The organism is Marinobacter antarcticus (assembly GCF_011049865.1).
In the GTDB taxonomy this organism is placed as follows: domain Bacteria; phylum Pseudomonadota; class Gammaproteobacteria; order Pseudomonadales; family Oleiphilaceae; genus Marinobacter; species Marinobacter antarcticus_A.
Window position 1 is genome coordinate 1 of record NZ_DRGY01000086.1, and the last position, 16,773, is coordinate 16,773.

14 protein-coding genes and 1 pseudogene are annotated in these 16,773 nt (G+C 54.8%); 10 read left to right on the plus strand and 5 right to left on the minus strand.

Features of this window, described 5'->3' with window-relative positions; genetic code table 11:
- Together ENI00_RS10795 and ENI00_RS10800 are read left to right on the plus strand one after the other, a co-directional pair.
- Positions 1–137: pseudogene (locus tag ENI00_RS10795) on the plus strand (IS3 family transposase); the annotation flags it as partial.
- A gap of 120 nt (positions 138–257) precedes the next feature.
- Positions 258–914: an SDR family NAD(P)-dependent oxidoreductase gene (locus ENI00_RS10800; RefSeq protein ID WP_304101900.1), complete on the plus strand. Its 657-nt coding sequence runs from the start codon at positions 258–260 to the stop codon at positions 912–914.
- A 23-nt stretch (positions 915–937) separates the two neighbouring features.
- On the opposite strand, the gene ENI00_RS10805 is transcribed toward ENI00_RS10800, so the two are convergent.
- Positions 938–1,822: a LysR family transcriptional regulator gene (locus ENI00_RS10805; RefSeq protein WP_304101902.1), complete on the minus strand. Its 885-nt coding sequence runs from the start codon at positions 1,820–1,822 to the stop codon at positions 938–940.
- A gap of 102 nt (positions 1,823–1,924) precedes the next feature.
- Here ENI00_RS10805 and ENI00_RS10810 point away from each other — a divergent pair, with 102 nt between their 5' ends.
- From ENI00_RS10810 to ENI00_RS10840, 7 genes are all read left to right on the plus strand, one after another.
- The gene (locus tag ENI00_RS10810; RefSeq protein WP_304101904.1) at positions 1,925–3,364 is read left to right on the plus strand and encodes an aldehyde dehydrogenase family protein; all 1,440 of its coding nucleotides are present in this window, start codon (positions 1,925–1,927) and stop codon (positions 3,362–3,364) included.
- A gap of 16 nt (positions 3,365–3,380) precedes the next feature.
- The gene (locus tag ENI00_RS10815; protein ID WP_304101906.1) at positions 3,381–4,358 is read left to right on the plus strand and encodes a dipeptidase; all 978 of its coding nucleotides are present in this window, start codon (positions 3,381–3,383) and stop codon (positions 4,356–4,358) included.
- Positions 4,359–4,433: 75 nt separating this feature from the next.
- Positions 4,434–5,990 (plus strand): BCCT family transporter, encoded by a 1,557-nt coding sequence (locus ENI00_RS10820; RefSeq protein ID WP_304101908.1) that lies wholly within the window; start codon positions 4,434–4,436, stop codon positions 5,988–5,990.
- A gap of 64 nt (positions 5,991–6,054) precedes the next feature.
- Positions 6,055–7,806 (plus strand): hypothetical protein, encoded by a 1,752-nt coding sequence (locus tag ENI00_RS10825; protein WP_304101909.1) that lies wholly within the window; start codon positions 6,055–6,057, stop codon positions 7,804–7,806.
- Positions 7,803–8,570: a DUF3726 domain-containing protein gene (locus ENI00_RS10830; protein WP_304101912.1), complete on the plus strand. Its 768-nt coding sequence runs from the start codon at positions 7,803–7,805 to the stop codon at positions 8,568–8,570. Before ENI00_RS10825 ends, ENI00_RS10830 begins: the two co-directional genes overlap by 4 nt.
- A gap of 10 nt (positions 8,571–8,580) precedes the next feature.
- Positions 8,581–8,958 carry a RidA family protein gene (locus ENI00_RS10835; protein WP_304101914.1) on the plus strand — a complete coding sequence of 126 codons (378 nt, stop codon included), beginning with the start codon at positions 8,581–8,583 and terminating at the stop codon, positions 8,956–8,958.
- 56 nt (positions 8,959–9,014) lie between these two features.
- Positions 9,015–9,902: a chemotaxis protein gene (locus tag ENI00_RS10840; RefSeq protein WP_304101916.1), complete on the plus strand. Its 888-nt coding sequence runs from the start codon at positions 9,015–9,017 to the stop codon at positions 9,900–9,902.
- A 32-nt stretch (positions 9,903–9,934) separates the two neighbouring features.
- On the opposite strand, the gene ENI00_RS10845 is transcribed toward ENI00_RS10840, so the two are convergent.
- From ENI00_RS10845 to mqo, 3 genes are all read right to left on the minus strand, one after another.
- Positions 9,935–11,962: a hypothetical protein gene (locus tag ENI00_RS10845; protein ID WP_304101918.1), complete on the minus strand. Its 2,028-nt coding sequence runs from the start codon at positions 11,960–11,962 to the stop codon at positions 9,935–9,937.
- A 54-nt stretch (positions 11,963–12,016) separates the two neighbouring features.
- Positions 12,017–13,249 carry an ATP-grasp domain-containing protein gene (locus tag ENI00_RS10850; protein ID WP_304101919.1) on the minus strand — a complete coding sequence of 411 codons (1,233 nt, stop codon included), beginning with the start codon at positions 13,247–13,249 and terminating at the stop codon, positions 12,017–12,019.
- Between the two features lie 181 nt (positions 13,250–13,430).
- Positions 13,431–14,912 (minus strand): malate dehydrogenase (quinone), encoded by a 1,482-nt coding sequence (gene mqo / locus ENI00_RS10855; RefSeq protein WP_304101923.1) that lies wholly within the window; start codon positions 14,910–14,912, stop codon positions 13,431–13,433.
- A gap of 371 nt (positions 14,913–15,283) precedes the next feature.
- Here mqo and ENI00_RS10860 point away from each other — a divergent pair, with 371 nt between their 5' ends.
- Positions 15,284–16,267, plus strand: coding sequence for a calcium/sodium antiporter (locus ENI00_RS10860; RefSeq protein ID WP_304101926.1), 984 nt, complete (start codon positions 15,284–15,286; stop codon positions 16,265–16,267).
- Between the two features lie 70 nt (positions 16,268–16,337).
- Here the strand turns inward: ENI00_RS10860 and msrB are convergent, their stop codons facing one another.
- Positions 16,338–16,763 carry a peptide-methionine (R)-S-oxide reductase MsrB gene (msrB, locus tag ENI00_RS10865; protein ID WP_304101927.1) on the minus strand — a complete coding sequence of 142 codons (426 nt, stop codon included), beginning with the start codon at positions 16,761–16,763 and terminating at the stop codon, positions 16,338–16,340.
- Positions 16,764–16,773 lie beyond the last annotated feature (10 nt).

Here is a 16,773-nt window from a genome sequence, read left to right on the forward strand (position 1 = left end):
CGATTCCCGACGCGAGGAAAGATATTGGCGACTACCTGATGGACTACTACAACCGGCAGCGTCCCCATACATTCAATGACGGCATGCCACCTGTGGTCGCCGAAGAAAAACTTAAAATACTGTCCGGGATTAGTTGACCACTACACTTGGAAGCCTAGGACAGGCGCTCTCGGGTCTACGGACCTTTATAAATAAAGAATAGTCAGTCAGGCGCCAAAAGGTAAGTGAGCACCAACACAACGATAGGAGATTTCTCGATGTCGATACTGATCACGGGTGCCAATCGTGGCATAGGAAGCGCCTTGGCCAAGGAGTGGCAAAACGCAGGGGAAAACGTCATTCGCACGGCCCGAAACGCACCGGGCATGGAGGCGCTCGACGTTGCCGACCCGTCAAGCATTGAACAGCTCGCGAAGCGTCTGGAAGGAACGCCGATCGCTACGCTTGTCTGCAATGCCGGCGTCTCTGTGGACAAGTTCGATGAGTTGGAAACAGGGTACGCACCAGAACTCTGGGCACAGTCGTTTGCGGTCAATGTGACCGGTGTTTTTCTGGTCGTTCAGGCGCTGCTGCCCAATCTGCGGGCCAACAGAGACGCAGGCGGAGCCTCGAAAATCGCCATTATTGCCAGCAAGATGGGATCACAGAACTCATCCGCCGGTAACCGGTTTATTTATCGCGCATCCAAAGCGGCGGCGATAAATCTCGGGCGTAACCTGGCGGCAAATCTTGAAAGCGAGGGCATTTCCGTGGGCATATATCACCCGGGTTGGGTGGCAACCGACATGGGTGGCAACGCAGCCGACCTGACACTCGACGAAGCCACGCCGGGTTTACGCCAACAGATTGATACGCTGACAATATCCGACACCGGGTGCTTTAAATCCTGGGACGGGACCGATTGTGAGCTGTGAGAAACGAATCTGTTGTCGCCAGATTATTCGGCACCGTGCCGTAACTTCTCAAGCAAAAACGCCTGCATAGCCTGCGCAGCCGGAGCGAGTGTCCGATTGATGGTTTTCACCAGACCAATCCGCCGCACCACCTCAGGATCGTGCAGTGGAACAAAGCACAAGTTTGCGTTGGTTTCCGGAAAGGCGAGTCTTGGCAGAGTTGTAATGCCGGCACCGGCTTCCAACATGGCGATTAACGAGATCATGTTGGATATATAGAAGGCACTGTTTTCAACCAGCTGGGCCGCAGCAGTGCTCATCAGTAGCCTGGAGGTGCCGTTGCGGATCAACTTTTCGCCCTGCAAACTTTGCCAACCCAACGTCTCACAGGACGCGAGAATATGATCCCGGCGACACACAACGCCGATTTTATCCTCAAACAGGTGCGCGTATTCGAGGTCCTCATTGGTTTGCCAAATGCTGGTAATGCCCAGATCCACTTCTCCTTGCGCCACCATTTGGCACACGTAGTGGGCATTTTCATCGTGCAGGCTGATGTTGATGTCCGGAAAACGCGCAATGAATTCTGCCAGCAACGCGGGCATGATGCGGCTGGCCACTGACGGCACCGTGGCTATATGTACGTGCCCCTGAGTGCCGTCTGCATGATTGATAACATCGTTGGCCATTCGATCATGCTGACCAACAAGATCACGAAACCTGGGAACGCAATATTCACCGAAAGGCGTGAGCCTGTTTTTTGAGCCGCGCTCAAACAGGTTCTGCCCCAAGCGCTGCTCCAACTCGCGCACGGCCATGGAAAGCGCTGGCTGTGTTCTGTGCAATCGTCGGGCGGCACTATGAAAACTGCCCTCCTCAACAACCATGATGACGTACCGCAATTGCTGGATTTTCAGGTCTGAGATCATACTGCCACCTAATAATTAATACTTATCGTTTAATATTTATTATTGATTATTCTTATTATGCCACCTTCGTTACCATGACTGCATCGTAATAAGGAGGCATTCATGACCAATTCTCACCCGCTTTATATCAACGGCCAATGGGTAACCGGCGCCGCCAGTATCCCCAACATTAATCCATCGGACCTCAGTGATGTTATTGGGGAGTACGATCAGGCCAGCGCTCAGCAAACCCGCGATGCCATCAGCGCCGCGCAAAGCGGCTTTGCACAGTGGAGCAAAAGCGGTCTTGAGCAACGCTACAAGGTTCTGATGGCCATTGGCGACCAGTTGATCGCACGCCAGGAAGAGCTGGGTGAGCTGCTGTCCCGCGAAGAGGGAAAACCTCTGGCAGAGGGGAAAGGTGAGATTTATCGTTCCGGCCAGTTTTTTCACTATTACGCGGCGGAAGTACTGCGCCAGATTGACGAACGTGCCGACTCGGTTCGACCAGGCGTGGAAATAGACATCCGACGTGAACCCTTGGGGGTCGTTGGCGTGATCAGCCCCTGGAACTTCCCGTTGGCCACCGCCGTGTGGAAGATTGCGCCCGCGCTCGCCTTCGGCAACGCCGTGGTGTTCAAGCCCGCCAACCTCGTACCCGCAAGCGCATGGGCGCTGGCTGAGATTATCAGCAAGCAGGACCTGCCTGCTGGCACGTTCAACTTGGTGATGGGCTCTGGCGGCGAGACCGGTGAAGCCCTGATCAACAGCCCCGATATACAGGCTATTACCTTTACGGGTTCTCTTGAAGTGGGCCGCCGGGTTGCCGCGGCCACCGTGGGCAATCTGGTTAAATGCCAGCTTGAAATGGGCTCCAAGAATGCGCTGATCGTACTCGACGATGCTGACATCGACCTCGCCGTAGAGTCTGCGTTCAACGGTGCCTATTCCGGCAGCGGGCAGAAATGCACGGCTTCGTCACGCCTGATTGTGACCGATGCGGTTCACGATGAATTCGTTGCCAAACTGACAGCACGGCTTGAGCTGGCTAAGGTTGGCCACGCGCTCGAAGAAGGCGTGCAGATTGGCCCGATTGCCGACAAACGCCAACTGGATTCCAACATGGCCTGGATTGAACGCGCCAAAGCAGACGGCGCTACCCTGGCATTCGGTGGCGCTCGTGTTGAAGCCAAAACCGAAGGCTACTACATGACCCCGGCGCTGTTCACCGACACCACAAACGCCATGGCGATTAACCGTGACGAGGTGTTTGGTCCCATCGCCTGCGTGATCCGCGTTGCCGATTACGAAACCGCCCTGGCCACGCTCAACGATACCCAGTACGGACTTACCGCCGGCATTATTACCAACTCTCTGAAGCTCGCCTCCGATTTCAAAGCGCGGGCGCAAACCGGTTGCGTGATGGTCAACCTGCCAACCGCCGGAACCGACTACCACGTGCCTTTCGGTGGTCGTAAAAATTCGAGTTTTGGCCCCCGTGAGCAAGGCCAGTACGCCCGCGAATTCTATACCATTGTGAAAACCTGCTACGTGCGGGCCTGATGTGAGGACGAACTCCATGCTAACCATTGATGGACTTCAGTATTCCAACTGGTCCCGTGAAATTTTTGAGCAGATGCGCGCCGGTGGCGTCTCCGCCGTGCACGCCACACTGGTGTATCACGAGAACACCCGCGAAACCCTGTCGCGCTTTGGCGACTGGAACCGGCGTTTTGAGCAACACAGCGACCTGATCATGCCGGTCTATGAAGCCGCAGACATTACCCGTGCCCATGAAAGCGGTCGCGTGGGAGTGTTTTTCGGTGCACAGAATTGCTCGCCCATCGAAGACGACATTGACATGATTGCCGTCATGCGCCGCCTCGGCCTGATGATCATGCAGCTGACGTATAACAACCAGAGCCTGTTGGCGACCGGTTGTTATGAAGCGGAAGACAACGGTATTACCCGGTTTGGCCGACAGGCTATCGAGGAGATGAACCGTGTCGGCATGATCATCGACATGTCACACAGCTCGGAAAGATCAACGCTGGATGCCATTGAACTATCGAGCCGGCCCGTCATCATTTCTCACGCCAATCCGTCATCTTTCCACCCGGCGAAACGCAACAAGTCCAACGCGGTGCTCAAAGCCATTGCCGCAAGCGGTGGGTTGTTGGGCTTCTCTGTCTATCCGTTCCATCTCAAGGATGGGCCAGACTGCACGCTGGAAAGCTTCTGCAACATGGTCGCCGATACGGCCGACCTGATGGGCATCAATCACATTGGTATTGGAACTGATTTGTGTCAAGGTCAGCCGCCCTCCGTGCTGGAGTGGATGCGAAACGGTCGATGGTCGAAGCAAATGGACTATGGCGAAGGCAATAAAAACAATGCCGGCTGGCCCGAACCACTTACGTGGTTTCAGGACAATCGCGACTTCCCCGCGATTATTGAAGGACTTCGGAAAAAAGGATTTTCCGAGGCAGAGGTAGAGAAAATCATGGGCCTTAACTGGCTGAATCAACTGGAAAGAGGCACGCAAACACTCAGCTGAACCGGCCCGGCGACATAACTGACGTTGCAAGGCATCGGTTGAAAACAAAAGTGCCCCAACTCAAAGGTAAGCGTTATGAAGAATAACAACCTCAAGTCAGGCGGAGACTATTCCCTCGCCCAACTTGGTGATCCGGTGGTGCTCACGCTCAGCGTTGGCTTCGTCGTGCTGTTCGTCGGCTTTTCGCTGTTCGATCTCAAAGGCGTTGCCGACCTGATTGGCAGCGGTTTTGCCTGGACTGCCAAAGTCTTTGGGACCTATTTCCAGATGTTACTTTTGGCAACGTTCTTCATCGCCATAGGGCTGGCTTGCACGCCTGCTGCAAAAGCTAAAATAGGCAATCTGGACGAGCCTGAAATGAGCACGTTCCGCTGGATGTCCATCATCCTGTGCACGCTTCTGGCGGGAGGCGGGGTGTTTTTTGCCGCCGGCGAACCCATTTATCACTTTGTTGTGACCCCTCCCGCATTTTCCTCGGAACCTGGCACCGCAGAAGCCGTTTCCAATGCCATGGCACAGTCATTCATGCACTGGGGCTTTCTGGCCTGGGCCGTTCTGGGCACTTTAACCGCCATTGTTCTGGCGCATGCCCACTATGTGCAAGGCAAACCACTGCAACCCAGAACACTGCTTTACCCGGTATTCGGTGAGCGCATTATGAGTGGCTGGCTGGGCAGTGTTGTAGACGCCTGCTGTGTTATCGCGATTGTTGCCGGCACCGTAGGCCCGATCGGCTTTCTGGCCACCCAGATGAGCTTCGGGCTGAGTGAACTGTTCGGCCTGACGGACGGGCTGGCTACACAGATGGTTATTCTGGTCGTGCTGGCCATCATTTATGTTTCATCTGCGGTTAGCGGGATTCATCGTGGCATTCAGCTTTTAAGTCGGTTGAACGTTTTCCTGGCGTTGGCTGTTGCGGCCATCATTCTCGTTTTCGGCCCAACTCTGTACCTGGTCAACACCTACGTCCAAAGCATGGGGGAGTATGTTTCCTCATTCATAACCATGGCAACGATGACCGCTGACACGGCTCCGGCCTGGTGGATGCAGTGGTGGACCGTGTTCTTCTTTGCCTGGTTCATAGGTTATGCACCGCTGATGGCCATTTTTGTAGCGCGCATCTCACGCGGCAGAACCATCCGGGAGATGATTCTGGCCGTTGCGGTTATGGCGCCTATTGCAACCACTGTGTGGTTCACTCTGCTGGGCGGCTCAGGGGTTTACTATCAGATGACAGGCGCGATCGATCTGACCGAAGCTCTGAACAACTTTCGCTTCGACGTGGCCACCCTTACGGTTGCCCAGGCACTTCCTGGCGGTGGATTCATGGCCCTGGCCATTCTGGTGCTGACAACGATTTTTGTGGCAACAACCGGCGACTCCATGAGCTACTCCATCGCCGTTGTAAGCTCTGGCCATGACGAGCCAAACACCTTTGTAAGAGCGTTCTGGGGTATTGCGATGGCCGGTACGGCTGGCATTCTTCTGTATATGGGCGCCGGGCAAATCGGTGTGCTGCAGCAGTTCATCGTGATAACGGCAATCCCGGTTTCACTGATTATTCTGCCCTCACTCTGGCTTGGCCCAAAAGCAGCCTACGCCATGGCGCGAGAGCAAAAGCTTATATCCTAGTAGCGTTAAATAGCAGGCTTGAACAGTACTTGAAATAGCAGCCTTCAACGGCAAGGGTGACATCATGTTTTCAGCGATTTCTGCATCCGCACTGAACAACCTGCGTCCCGCCAGCGAGGTGATGAAGCTGGAGCGACTTGGCAGCATGTTTGCCAGCAGGCTCAGCTTTGTAAGATCGCTGATGCGAAAGATGATCACAGAACAATGGCAGATCAGGAACACGGTGTTTGATCTGGATTCGGCGGGCCACGGCCTGGCGGTCTACCGGATTACAACACCGGCCAACTGCTACCACTGTGTGATTTTTTCCCGGGATCTGGCGCCGGAACTGCGCTCAGACCGGGTGATCGCGGAAGCCTGGGATGTCACTTTTGCCTTGGTAGAAGGCGAAGTAGAAGACTCTTTGCTGGAGCAGATGGCCGCCAACGTGCCATTACAAGAGGCCGGGCGGCAACATCCGCGGGTTCTCGTGCTTTCACGGGCCAACAAAAGCCTGCGCAACTTCAGTCAGTTTGCAGCCGCCCTGGCGGCTGGCCAGCAGCCTGATCCGGCCTGGCTGACAGCCGTAGGCTACCTTTACAGAACCACGGCGGTTTACGGCAACGGCAAGTTCGGCATGGCCGACTTTGCGCGGCTTGAGCGCAATTCGGACTTTAATCGCCCGTTTGCCGTTCAGATGCTGGCTGTCTACGTGCTGCGTCAGTTTTCGATTGACCAACTTAACTATCTTGCAAAGGTAAAATCGCCAGAACAAGCCGTTCCCTTGCACCCGGAGCTGCAACGCTATCTGGGCGTTGGTAATTCGACCGGTCTGGGCATGGCCCCCTTTCTGATTAACCATCCACAACTGATTCAGCAGTGGGTCTACGGCCGGGAACGTGCGCTCGCCAGCGCCCGTAAGGAGCCCGCCAACGCCCGGACTCATTCCAAGCTGCGTGAATTGATGGCCCGCGCCCTCAAACACCTACAGCAGACCCGAACAGAGGATAAAGACCAGACCCTCCGCAATCAGGAAACAATCGGCTCCGTGGCGGAAGTCGTAAACTGGCTGGACCGCACTGCCGCCCACCCCACGCTTTACGAAGAACTTATAAGCTGGGCCAGGGAACATTGTTCCCTGGAAGCCCAGGAACTCATCAATACGATGCTCATAGAACTTTACCCGGAATTGCTGGACGGCCTTGAAGACGAGCTCGGGTGCCGGGAATCCATGGAATTACAGCCTGACATGAAAGCCCGCCAACTGAGAGACCTGATTACCGATAAGTTCGGTTGGGCTCTGAGTTATCGCGAAAACTGCCCGGAAGACAACTACTGGTTCTGGTACCGGTCTGCGGAGAAAGAAGAGCCCAGGTTGGGTATCCGCGCTAACGAATCAGGTGCGGAGAAAGAAGCAGCTCTGGCCATAGGCCCACGCATCAGTCGTTGTCACGCTAAACTTGAGAGTTTTCTGGAACGCAGTCCGAGCGCCATGGTGGTGGAATTTCTTATGGCCCATCCGGAGCAGAAAGAGTGTGTGCGCCGCATTCAGACTCTCGGTGAAACACCTTACGGGGAAATCCGCGCCAACCTCTGGCACCGGGACATGAAGCCGATGCATTTGCTGAGAACCAAGCTGTCGTTTTTCGGCGCCAGCCGGTTTGATCCCAAATCCGACCGCTGGGTGCGCATCACCCTGTTTCAGGGCGCACCTCTGGCTTTCGAACTGAACAGCCCCCAACGTTCGCCGGAACAGCTGGATGACTGGGGTTTTCCGTTGGAACCTCATCTCGATTCCGGCGAAATCGGGGAAACCTCACAGGGTGAAGCACCGTGAAAGTCTCATTCAATGAATTGCAGGAGCTTTCCCGCAAAGCGTTCAGCGGCATTGGCTTTGATGACGGCGATGCCAATGATGCAGCCGACGTTGTCGCCTGGATGGAAGCGCACGGTTTAGGGGGCATTGCAGCGCTAAAAAAAGGCCTGGATTTTCTGCTTACCGAGGACAAAACCCAGCCACCTGAACTGGTCTACCAGGACGCGGATTTATGCGTTGTGGATGCCCACCATAAAACGGTTCTGGGCCACGCCAGTCTGGCCATTGAAATGGGCTACGCGAAATGCCGGGCCCGGGGGCTTTCAGTGACCAAAATTCGTCACTGTCATAATCGCATGTTGATTGTGGGCTATCTCTCACGCATCGCCCGGCGCGACATGAGCGTAACCGCGTTTTGGCGCAATTCCCATGAGCCGCTGACGGAAATCCTGGTAAGTTTTAAATCCGGTGATGCCGAACCAGAAATCTGCATGTACAGCTTGCCCGCAACACCGGACGACACAGAACCCAACGATGGGATAACGCTGGTGATGGTAAACCATGTGAACCTGTTGCCCGATCTGAAACCCGACGCCCCTCTGAACGACCTTTTACGGCAAGACCGACACGCCATGGCAAGCTGGCATGAGCGCTCGTTGGTTGAAGGTATTGATGTCGATACTGATCTTTGGGGACGCCTCAAAATTCTGGCCACACGAATGCTGGTAGCAGCTTCCGATGACTCACGGCAAGGTGCCGGAGCAGGAACAAACGATAACGACTGAGGACACACCCATGAATCCGTATCCGGTTAGTACAAACTTGCCTGCGTCCAAATCGCCTCTGGCGTGGGCAACGGTAGGCAATGGCGTTCTTTTTACCGCCCAGATCCCCATTGATGCCGAGGGCAACGTTGTAAACGGCGGTATCGAGCCCCAGATCACTCAAACCCTCAGCAACCTGAAACACACCCTCGAAAGCGCCGGTAGTCGCGTGTCTGATCTCACCCAGGTCGTCATTTACGTGACGGCGCGTGAACATCTTGCTACCGTTAATCGCGTATACGCAGATTTCGTATCAGAACCCTTCCCCAATCGGGCCGCCATTATCGTGTCCGGATTTGCCCGTGAAGAAATGCTGGTAGAAATTCTCGCTTATGCCGTTGTACCCTAGGCTACACTCTTTTATCTGCATCAATGCTTCGGCTGTATTTGGAAGGATCCCGCGTTATGTCCAGCAAAGCCAAGCAATCCCAAAAACTGCTGTTGTTCACATTGTCGGGCACTCGGCTGTTTGGGATTGGCACCCTGAAAATTCGGGAAATATTGCCTTTCAAACCGCTCACAAGGCTACCCCATAGCCACAGTGCAGTGGTGGGAACCACCAGCTTTCGCGGGTCCACCGTGCCGGTGATTGATATGGCGAGGGCTGTTGGCTATCCGGCATTAACACCCGATGAATGGAAAACATCGTCAATCCTCATCACCGATGTTCAACGCCAGCAAACCGGCTTTCTGGTGCGCGGCGTACAGAAGATCATCGAAGCAGACTGGAAGAAGGTAAAAGCGCCACCCACTGCCTTGGGAGACAGGGCGTTTATAATCGGTTTGCTAGACGTGGAAGGCGATATTATCCAGCTATTGGATGTCGAGTTGTTACTGGCGAATGTATACCCGGATTCGCTGGATTCCAGTGAGGTTGCCCTCACGGATGTGCAGACCGAAACCCTGAAAGCCCTCAACATTCTGCTGGTAGACGACTCTCGCGTTGCGCGCAAGCAGTTGTGCGACGTACTGGACACAAAGAATATCGCCTATCAGGTCACCACCAACGGTGATGAGGCTCTCCAGGTTCTTATAAAAGACAACGAGCTGGGGCGCCCTGTTGATATTCTGGTGAGTGATATTGAGATGCCCGGACTGGACGGTTACGAGCTGACATTCGATGTACGCGACAGCGGCACTCTGAAACAACCGTACATCATTCTACACACCTCCCTGAACAGTGAGATGAGCCTGAGCTACGCCAAACAGGTAGGCGCCGACGAAGCACTGACTAAATTTGATGCCACCGAACTTTTGCACGCCATGCTAAGGGGCGCGAACCGGCCTGAATAATCGGGCCGGGGCACGCCATCTGCGCCATCACATTACTCGGCCGGTGGCGGCTCTGCCTGTAGCTCTTTAGCCGGGACGCGACTTTCTCCCCAGCTTCGATACACCCGATCCATTACCCGCTGCAGCTCTTCCTCACCCACTTCCGCAGGCTCACCACGCTCAAGCGGATCAAAGTGGAATATATACAGCCGGGAGGTGAACTGCTCGAAGGGCAAAGACGCCTCACCGAACCTTTCCCCACAGCCCTCTGTGCTAACGTGCACATCATCGCCCCAACTCTGGCCGCTGTCGTTGTTCGGGTTGTAGAAATACACCCGCATATTGCCTTCTGGGTCCAGGACCACCCGGAGCACCGTAATCGCGTGCCAGCCAATAAACCGCGCGGCCCTGTCGGTTACGGCAATGCCAGCGGGCTGAGGGTGTATAAGCGGCTGATTGCCGTTGTAATAGGGATGATAGCTGGCGTAGAAATGCCGGATAAAGCCTTCAAGATCAGCCAGATTGCCGGTCGCCACGTCTACATTGATGGCAAAACCCCGACCTGCCGACCAACCGTGGAATTCCGGGTTCACCCAGCGGTGCGGGTCGCCTTCGCGCCCGATACACATGCGCCCCATCTCGCCGTATATCCGATCAAGGTGCGGCACCACAACCAGTGACACCGGATCAAGATCAAGGGTTACCTCTGAAGCCACGCCGCCCTGGCTGTGCGCCGAGGAAACCGGCTGACCTTCAAAATGCATGATGATTTCATTGTCTCGGGCAGCCCAGGCCACCATCTGCAATAGATAATCCGGGTCGTTATACGCCCACATGGACAACGCCCTGGCAGACTGACAGGTCGGGTTGTTTCCCTGGCCAACACCCAACGGTTGCCCCAGCATGCTCAGCACGCCCTGAATCAACCAGGCGCCGGCCTGAGGCTGGTAGCCATAGGCAAGCTGCAAGCGCTCACGCGCCTGCGGGCACAGGTTCAACCGGGCTTGACGCCAGAGTGCGGGTGCAACGGGGGGTTGATAAAGAATGCCGCGCTCCAGCAAGAGCGCCAGGCCATAAAGGCCTTGAGCCGTTTCAGGAAAGATACCCTCCGTGATCAGAGTGTATACCAACTCCCGGTAACACATCAGGCAATCACGGCCGGTGCTGGAGAGCCCTAACGCTTCGCTTAGAAGATTATCCTGGCCATCTTCCAATATGAAACGCACGAAGCACGCATGATAGGGCGACACCAGACCGGTGTCGTGCATAGAGCGTGCAAACCCGGTGGCCTCATTTTGCAGCGTTTGAGAATCCATTGATTCCAGACGCTGCTGGTAAACCACCGTACCCGGATCTTCACTGCTGCCGCGCGTGGGGCCATAAAGACTGGAAATCAGCCTGTCCGCGCCGCGCCCTGCACTGCCCAGATCGGCATCCGGTTCCGCTCTGCAAATGGCAATCTGGGTGATCATCTTGCGCGCATCGCCTACCTGAATTGGCCGCTGCTGCAAGATGCGCCAGATTTCTTCAATCAGGCTGTCGATCACATGCTCATAGCCAATATGCTCGGCCACGTGTTGCACCACATGCTGGCTGACCATTGCCAACCGGCCCTGTTCACGCTCGGCTTCGCCGGTCATGCCGAACAACAAGCCCAGGTTGATCGCAAGAACCTGAGTCAGATAATGGCGCGCCTGCTCTGCAGACATCGAGGGATGCAGATAGGCCCCGCGAGCAATCGCCAACAGGCGAAGTTCGCTGAGCGCTTCAACAACCACAGTGTCTGCATTCGTGCTTTGCAGCGAATACACGGTTAACGCCGGCAGCAATATGGTGGGCTCTGCCCAGTCTGTACCGGCAAAAACACCGGCCAGTTCCAGGCGTTCAGCCCGCGCCTCAACCACTGCGCAACCTCCCGGTTGCATCAATATGCGGCGGACCAGATCAAACAAGCCAGGAAGCTTGCCAAGCTTGGCAAACGACCGGCTTTCTTCCAGAACCTGAATTGAACCATCCAGCTTTTGCGCCAGCCTGTCCAGATTCACCGCCGGAACTGCATTGCCCGATTGGTTATCGTTCAAACGACGTTCCTCAGGGCCTGCATCAAGCCCCATAGTTGTTAATGCATCGCCCGATTATACATAGAAATCCAGATCTTCCTGATGTTTCAGGAGATCGCGAATCACATAAGGATCCTCACCAAAGAAGTACACTAGCCCCCAGTGCGTGCCGAATGCTGTGCGCTTGGTCACGGTTTCTTCAAGCGGCGGCGTCAGCTCATGAGATTCAAAGTAATCATGATTTTCGGTTTCCTCAGGAATCTCCAGCTTGCTGACCACCCGGCGCCTTGGATACACACCAAAGCAGCCTGCATAGCCCTTCGCATCCACCACTTCTTTCGGGAAGAAGGCCTTCATTTCTTCTGCTGTCGTTTTGGGGTCAAACGAGAGAATCAGGCCCTGATATGCGTTGAAACCATAAGCCTTTTCAAGCAGTTCAAACACTTTGAACCCCGGTGGCCGATAAGCCACTTCGCCAAAGTACATGGTGCTGTCGCTGGTCACGAAATATTCCGGGTGAATAAAACCGAAATCGATATCAAATGCTTTGATCAGCTTTTCAATTTCGCCTCGAATCTGGTCCCGGTACTTTTCAAGATCTGGCGTCGCGGGCACAAAAACAGAGTACCCCAGCGTGACGTATTCGGAGATGTTCAGGAAGGCAATCTTGCCGTTATGAACCCAGGCTTCGACCGCGAATTCCCAGCCATCAAGGTGAGATTCCATGAGCACAGGAAATTCTTCATCCGGGATGGAATCCACTTCATCCGGTGTACGGATTACTCTGTGGCCAAGACAACCGGCTTTATCAAATGCTTTCAGATGAATCGGGTCGTTGGGGTCGCCGTCAAGCTTGAGCAGCGTCTGGTTAACACGCTTCAGAAAGCGGATTACATCGCCCTTGTCGTGGGCCTCTTCAAAAATACCGACACGAATACCACCGAGCTGTGCACGACGCTTCATCAGTGCCTTGTCACGCAGCAACATGGCCTGACCAAACAGCCGCGGCTTATCCATCAGTACCGAGTTGATCGCGCCCGCCCACTCAACGGTTTCTTCAAACAGCGGGATAGACACATCCACCCCCATGTCTTTCAGTGTCTGGGCAATTTCGACAGAGCGATCGTTGAGCCGCTCAAAGTTCCAGGGCACATAGGGAATATTGTGTTCTTCGCAGTAGGGCTCGGCCCAGTCAGGTGCCACAACCACGTAACGGCGATCGAATTTGTCAGCCGCTTCGATGGCGTTCAGGCTCCAGCCGAGAAGTGCAATATACCCCTTGTCAGGATTGTATTTTTGCTCGCTCATAGGCTATCTCCATCCGTAAAATTATCCAACAACCCTACGCCGATACGAGAGAATCGCAAATTTCATTGCGCCACAAAACACAAAAAACACTGTAAACACGGGTGCTTGAACCCATGTTTACAGTGACTCAATACTGCCTGAGAGGTCATCACTCAAAACCCGTGAGACTGACCTGAAACGATCACCTCAATTGCAGGGTAGAGAGCGTTCTTTCCCGTACTTTGCGAAGCAACGCCCCGTCGTTCACCAGCGACTGGCCGTAGGATGGCACCAACACTTTCATGCGCTCCTGCCACTCGTCCGTTTTGATTTTCTCCGGGAAGCAACGCTCAATCACACTGATCATTGCATTGGCGGCCGTAGAAGCACCCGGTGAGGCGCCCAGCAGCGCCGCCAGCGTACCGTCTTTTGAGGACACAATTTCCGTGCCGAATTCCAGCTTGCCACCGCCGCTTTCCGCCTGTTTGATAATCTGAACGCGCTGACCGGCCGTGCGCAGTTCCCAGTTTTCCTCTTCCGCTTCCGGAAAAAAGTTCCGCAGCGCTTCAACACGATCGCTGTGAGACTGGAACACTTCGCCAATCAGATAGCGGGTGAGGTCCATATTGCTCTTGCTCACCGACAACATCGGTTTAAGGTTGGTCGTTCGCACCGAACCGAACAGATCAAACAGAGAGCCTTGTTTAAGAAACCGCGTGGTAAAACCGGCAAACGGACCAAACAACAGGGCCGGTTCGCCGTTGATGATACGGGTATCCAGATGCGGCACCGACATAGGCGGCGCCCCAATCGCGGCCTTACCGTACACCTTGGAATGATGCCGCTCTACTACGTTGGGTTTGCGGCACACCAACCACTGCCCACTCACGGGGAAGCCACCGTAGCCGCGGGCTTCATCCACGCCGGATTTCTGCAGCAGCGGCAAGGCTCCGCCGCCGGCGCCCAGAAACACAAAGCCGGTTTCCAGCTTGGTGACTTCGCCGGTATGCTGGTCTTTAATCCGAACTTTCCAACGGCCGTTATCGCGCTGATCTATGTAGTGCACCGAGCTTCCAAGCATCAGATCAAAGTTAGGCTGGTTTTGCAGGTATTCAACCATGTTTCGGGTCAGCGAGCCAAAATCCACATCCGAGCCGTGGCGTATACGGGTCGCAGCAACGCGCTGCATGGGGTCCCTACCCTGAACAATCAGGGGCATCCAGTCTTCCAGATCCCTCGATGACTCGGTGTATTCCATCTCGCTGAACAGGTGATGGGCACTCATGCGCTCATAGCGACGCTTAAGGAAAGCCACATCTTTTTCGCCCCACACAAAACTCTGGTGCGGCGTGCGGTTAATGAATTTTGACGGTTCAGGCAACATGCCCTGCTCTACCAGGTACGACCAGAACTGCAGCGAAACCTCGAACTGAGCGTTGATCTGCAGAGCGCGTTCGATTTTCACATCGCCGTCTTCTGTCTCGGGCGTGTAATTCAGCTCGCAATACCCTGCGTGCCCGGTACCTGCGTTGTTCCATCCGTCAGTGCTCTCATGGGCAACTTGATCCAGTCGCTCCAACATGACGATTTTCATGGACGGATCCAATTGCCTTAACATCATGCCAAGAGTGGCGCTCATGACACCACCGCCGACCAGCACTACGTCTGCCTGTTTAACATCCATTGGTTATTCACCCTAGCTAGATTGAACCTTTCGCCCCTCCACGATCAGCAGAGAGGGGTGTCGGATGCCGGCGCGCCTCGGGGTATAAAGGGCGTGGCCGCGTGCGTCCGTTTTGTATGTGCGCGCAATTATCCTGAATTTTTCAGAAATAATAAATTACGATTATGAATCGTCAGAAATCTGTGTGCGGGCTGCGCTTTCGTCTAAAGAGTTTAACGGTTGTATCCTCAGCATACGAACAGTGGTTTGCAAGGGGCTAAACTTAGCCGTGCATATGCGGTATCTTGCACACCTTCCTGGCACTTATACTCTTGGCCACAGGGCTTCCAGGCTCCGATTTTTTAAAGATGCTACGTAACCGAGGCTGATCTATGGGAATGGCTATTGGCGCAATTATCGCCGGCCTTGTATTGCTGGTATGGAGCGCAGACAAGTTTGTAGAAGGCGCTGCAGCAACCGCAAAACATTTGGGCATGCCCTCGCTGCTCATCGGCATGGTGATAATCGGGTTCGGTACCTCGGCACCGGAACTGGCCGTTTCGGTTATGGCGGCCGCCGACGGGAATCCCGGGCTTGCACTGGGCAACGGTTATGGCTCAAACATTACCAACATTGCGCTGATTGTAGGCCTTACGGCTGTGATCGCGCCTATTGCCGTCCATTCCCAAGTGCTTCGCAAAGAACTTCCATTGCTGATCGTACTGACCCTGATCGCCGGGGCGCAATTGCTGGACGGCGAGATTTCCCGGCTTGATGGCTGGGTGCTTCTGGCAGTGTTTGCGGTGGTCATGGGCTGGTCGATATTTCAGGGTATGCGGGGCAAACCAGACGCATCGGCAGGCGAAATCGATGCCCAGATGGACAGCGAGTTGATGGCGATGAAAACCGCCATCCTATGGCTCATCATTGGCCTTATTCTGCTTATCGTCAGTTCTCGCTTGCTGGTCTGGGGCGCCGTAACCATTGCTCAAAGTCTTGGCGTCAGTGATCTGGTGATCGGTCTCACCATCGTAGCGATTGGCACGTCGCTGCCAGAACTGGCCTCTGCCCTGGCCGCCGTCAGAAAAAACGAGCACGACCTGATCCTCGGCAATATCCTCGGCTCGGGAATCTTCAATACACTTGCCGTTGTGGGTTTGGCCGCCGTTATCAAACCGATGGCCGTAGCCCCCGAAGTGCTTTACCGAGACTGGGCACTGATGCTGGCATTGACGATTGGACTGCTGATTATGGGCTTGGGAATCACCAGGGGGCGAAAGGTTATCAGCCGTTTTGATGGCTCAGTGCTGCTGCTGGTTTACGTCGCCTATACAGGCTATCTGTTTTCAACGGTTGTCGCCGCTACCGCAAGCTGAAACCAAACCCTGAACCTCGTCACGGGGTCCGCAGTCGGGCTCGTGTTTCAGCGCGGCATAGTGCTGTTCCTTAACTGTTTTCCTGGAAGTCCAAGGCAACAGAATTCAGGCAATAGCGCTGATCGGTCGGGGGCGGCCCGTCTGGAAACACATGCCCAAGATGGCTTTCACAGCGGATGCAGCGCACTTCTGTTCGGGCCATGCCCATGCTTGTGTCTTCAATGTAGCGAATGTGCTCTTTGTCGAACGGCTGGAAAAAACTCGGCCAGCCGGTGCCTGAATCAAATTTTGCGTCTGAACTGAACAGTGGAAGATCACAAAGCCGGCAGTGATAAACACCCGACAACTTGTTGTCCAGTAGCGTGCCACAGAACGGATGCTCCGTTCCGTGATCCAGCAATACCTGACGCTCTTCCGGTGTCAGGCCGGCCGCTTTTTCTTCTATCTGCGCCTCAGACAGAGGCGTCAGATCATAATTTGCAACAGAACTGTTCATCGTGCGTCTC

Excerpts from the sequence above, each read along its gene's own strand:
- ENI00_RS10820 (WP_304101908.1), top strand. The coding sequence starts at position 4,434 with ATGAAGAATAACAACCTCAAGTCAGGCGGAGACTATTCCCTCGCCCAA.
- ENI00_RS10825 (WP_304101909.1), top strand. The coding sequence starts at position 6,055 with ATGTTTTCAGCGATTTCTGCATCCGCACTGAACAACCTGCGTCCCGCC.
- ENI00_RS10860 (WP_304101926.1), top strand. The coding sequence starts at position 15,284 with ATGGGAATGGCTATTGGCGCAATTATCGCCGGCCTTGTATTGCTGGTA.
- msrB (WP_304101927.1), bottom strand. The coding sequence starts at position 16,763 with ATGAACAGTTCTGTTGCAAATTATGATCTGACGCCTCTGTCTGAGGCG.
- ENI00_RS10810 (WP_304101904.1), top strand. The coding sequence starts at position 1,925 with ATGACCAATTCTCACCCGCTTTATATCAACGGCCAATGGGTAACCGGC.
- ENI00_RS10800 (WP_304101900.1), top strand. The coding sequence starts at position 258 with ATGTCGATACTGATCACGGGTGCCAATCGTGGCATAGGAAGCGCCTTG.
- ENI00_RS10850 (WP_304101919.1), bottom strand. The coding sequence starts at position 13,249 with ATGAGCGAGCAAAAATACAATCCTGACAAGGGGTATATTGCACTTCTC.
- ENI00_RS10815 (WP_304101906.1), top strand. The coding sequence starts at position 3,381 with ATGCTAACCATTGATGGACTTCAGTATTCCAACTGGTCCCGTGAAATT.
- ENI00_RS10835 (WP_304101914.1), top strand. The coding sequence starts at position 8,581 with ATGAATCCGTATCCGGTTAGTACAAACTTGCCTGCGTCCAAATCGCCT.
- ENI00_RS10840 (WP_304101916.1), top strand. The coding sequence starts at position 9,015 with ATGTCCAGCAAAGCCAAGCAATCCCAAAAACTGCTGTTGTTCACATTG.
- ENI00_RS10805 (WP_304101902.1), bottom strand. The coding sequence starts at position 1,822 with ATGATCTCAGACCTGAAAATCCAGCAATTGCGGTACGTCATCATGGTT.
- mqo (WP_304101923.1), bottom strand. The coding sequence starts at position 14,912 with ATGGATGTTAAACAGGCAGACGTAGTGCTGGTCGGCGGTGGTGTCATG.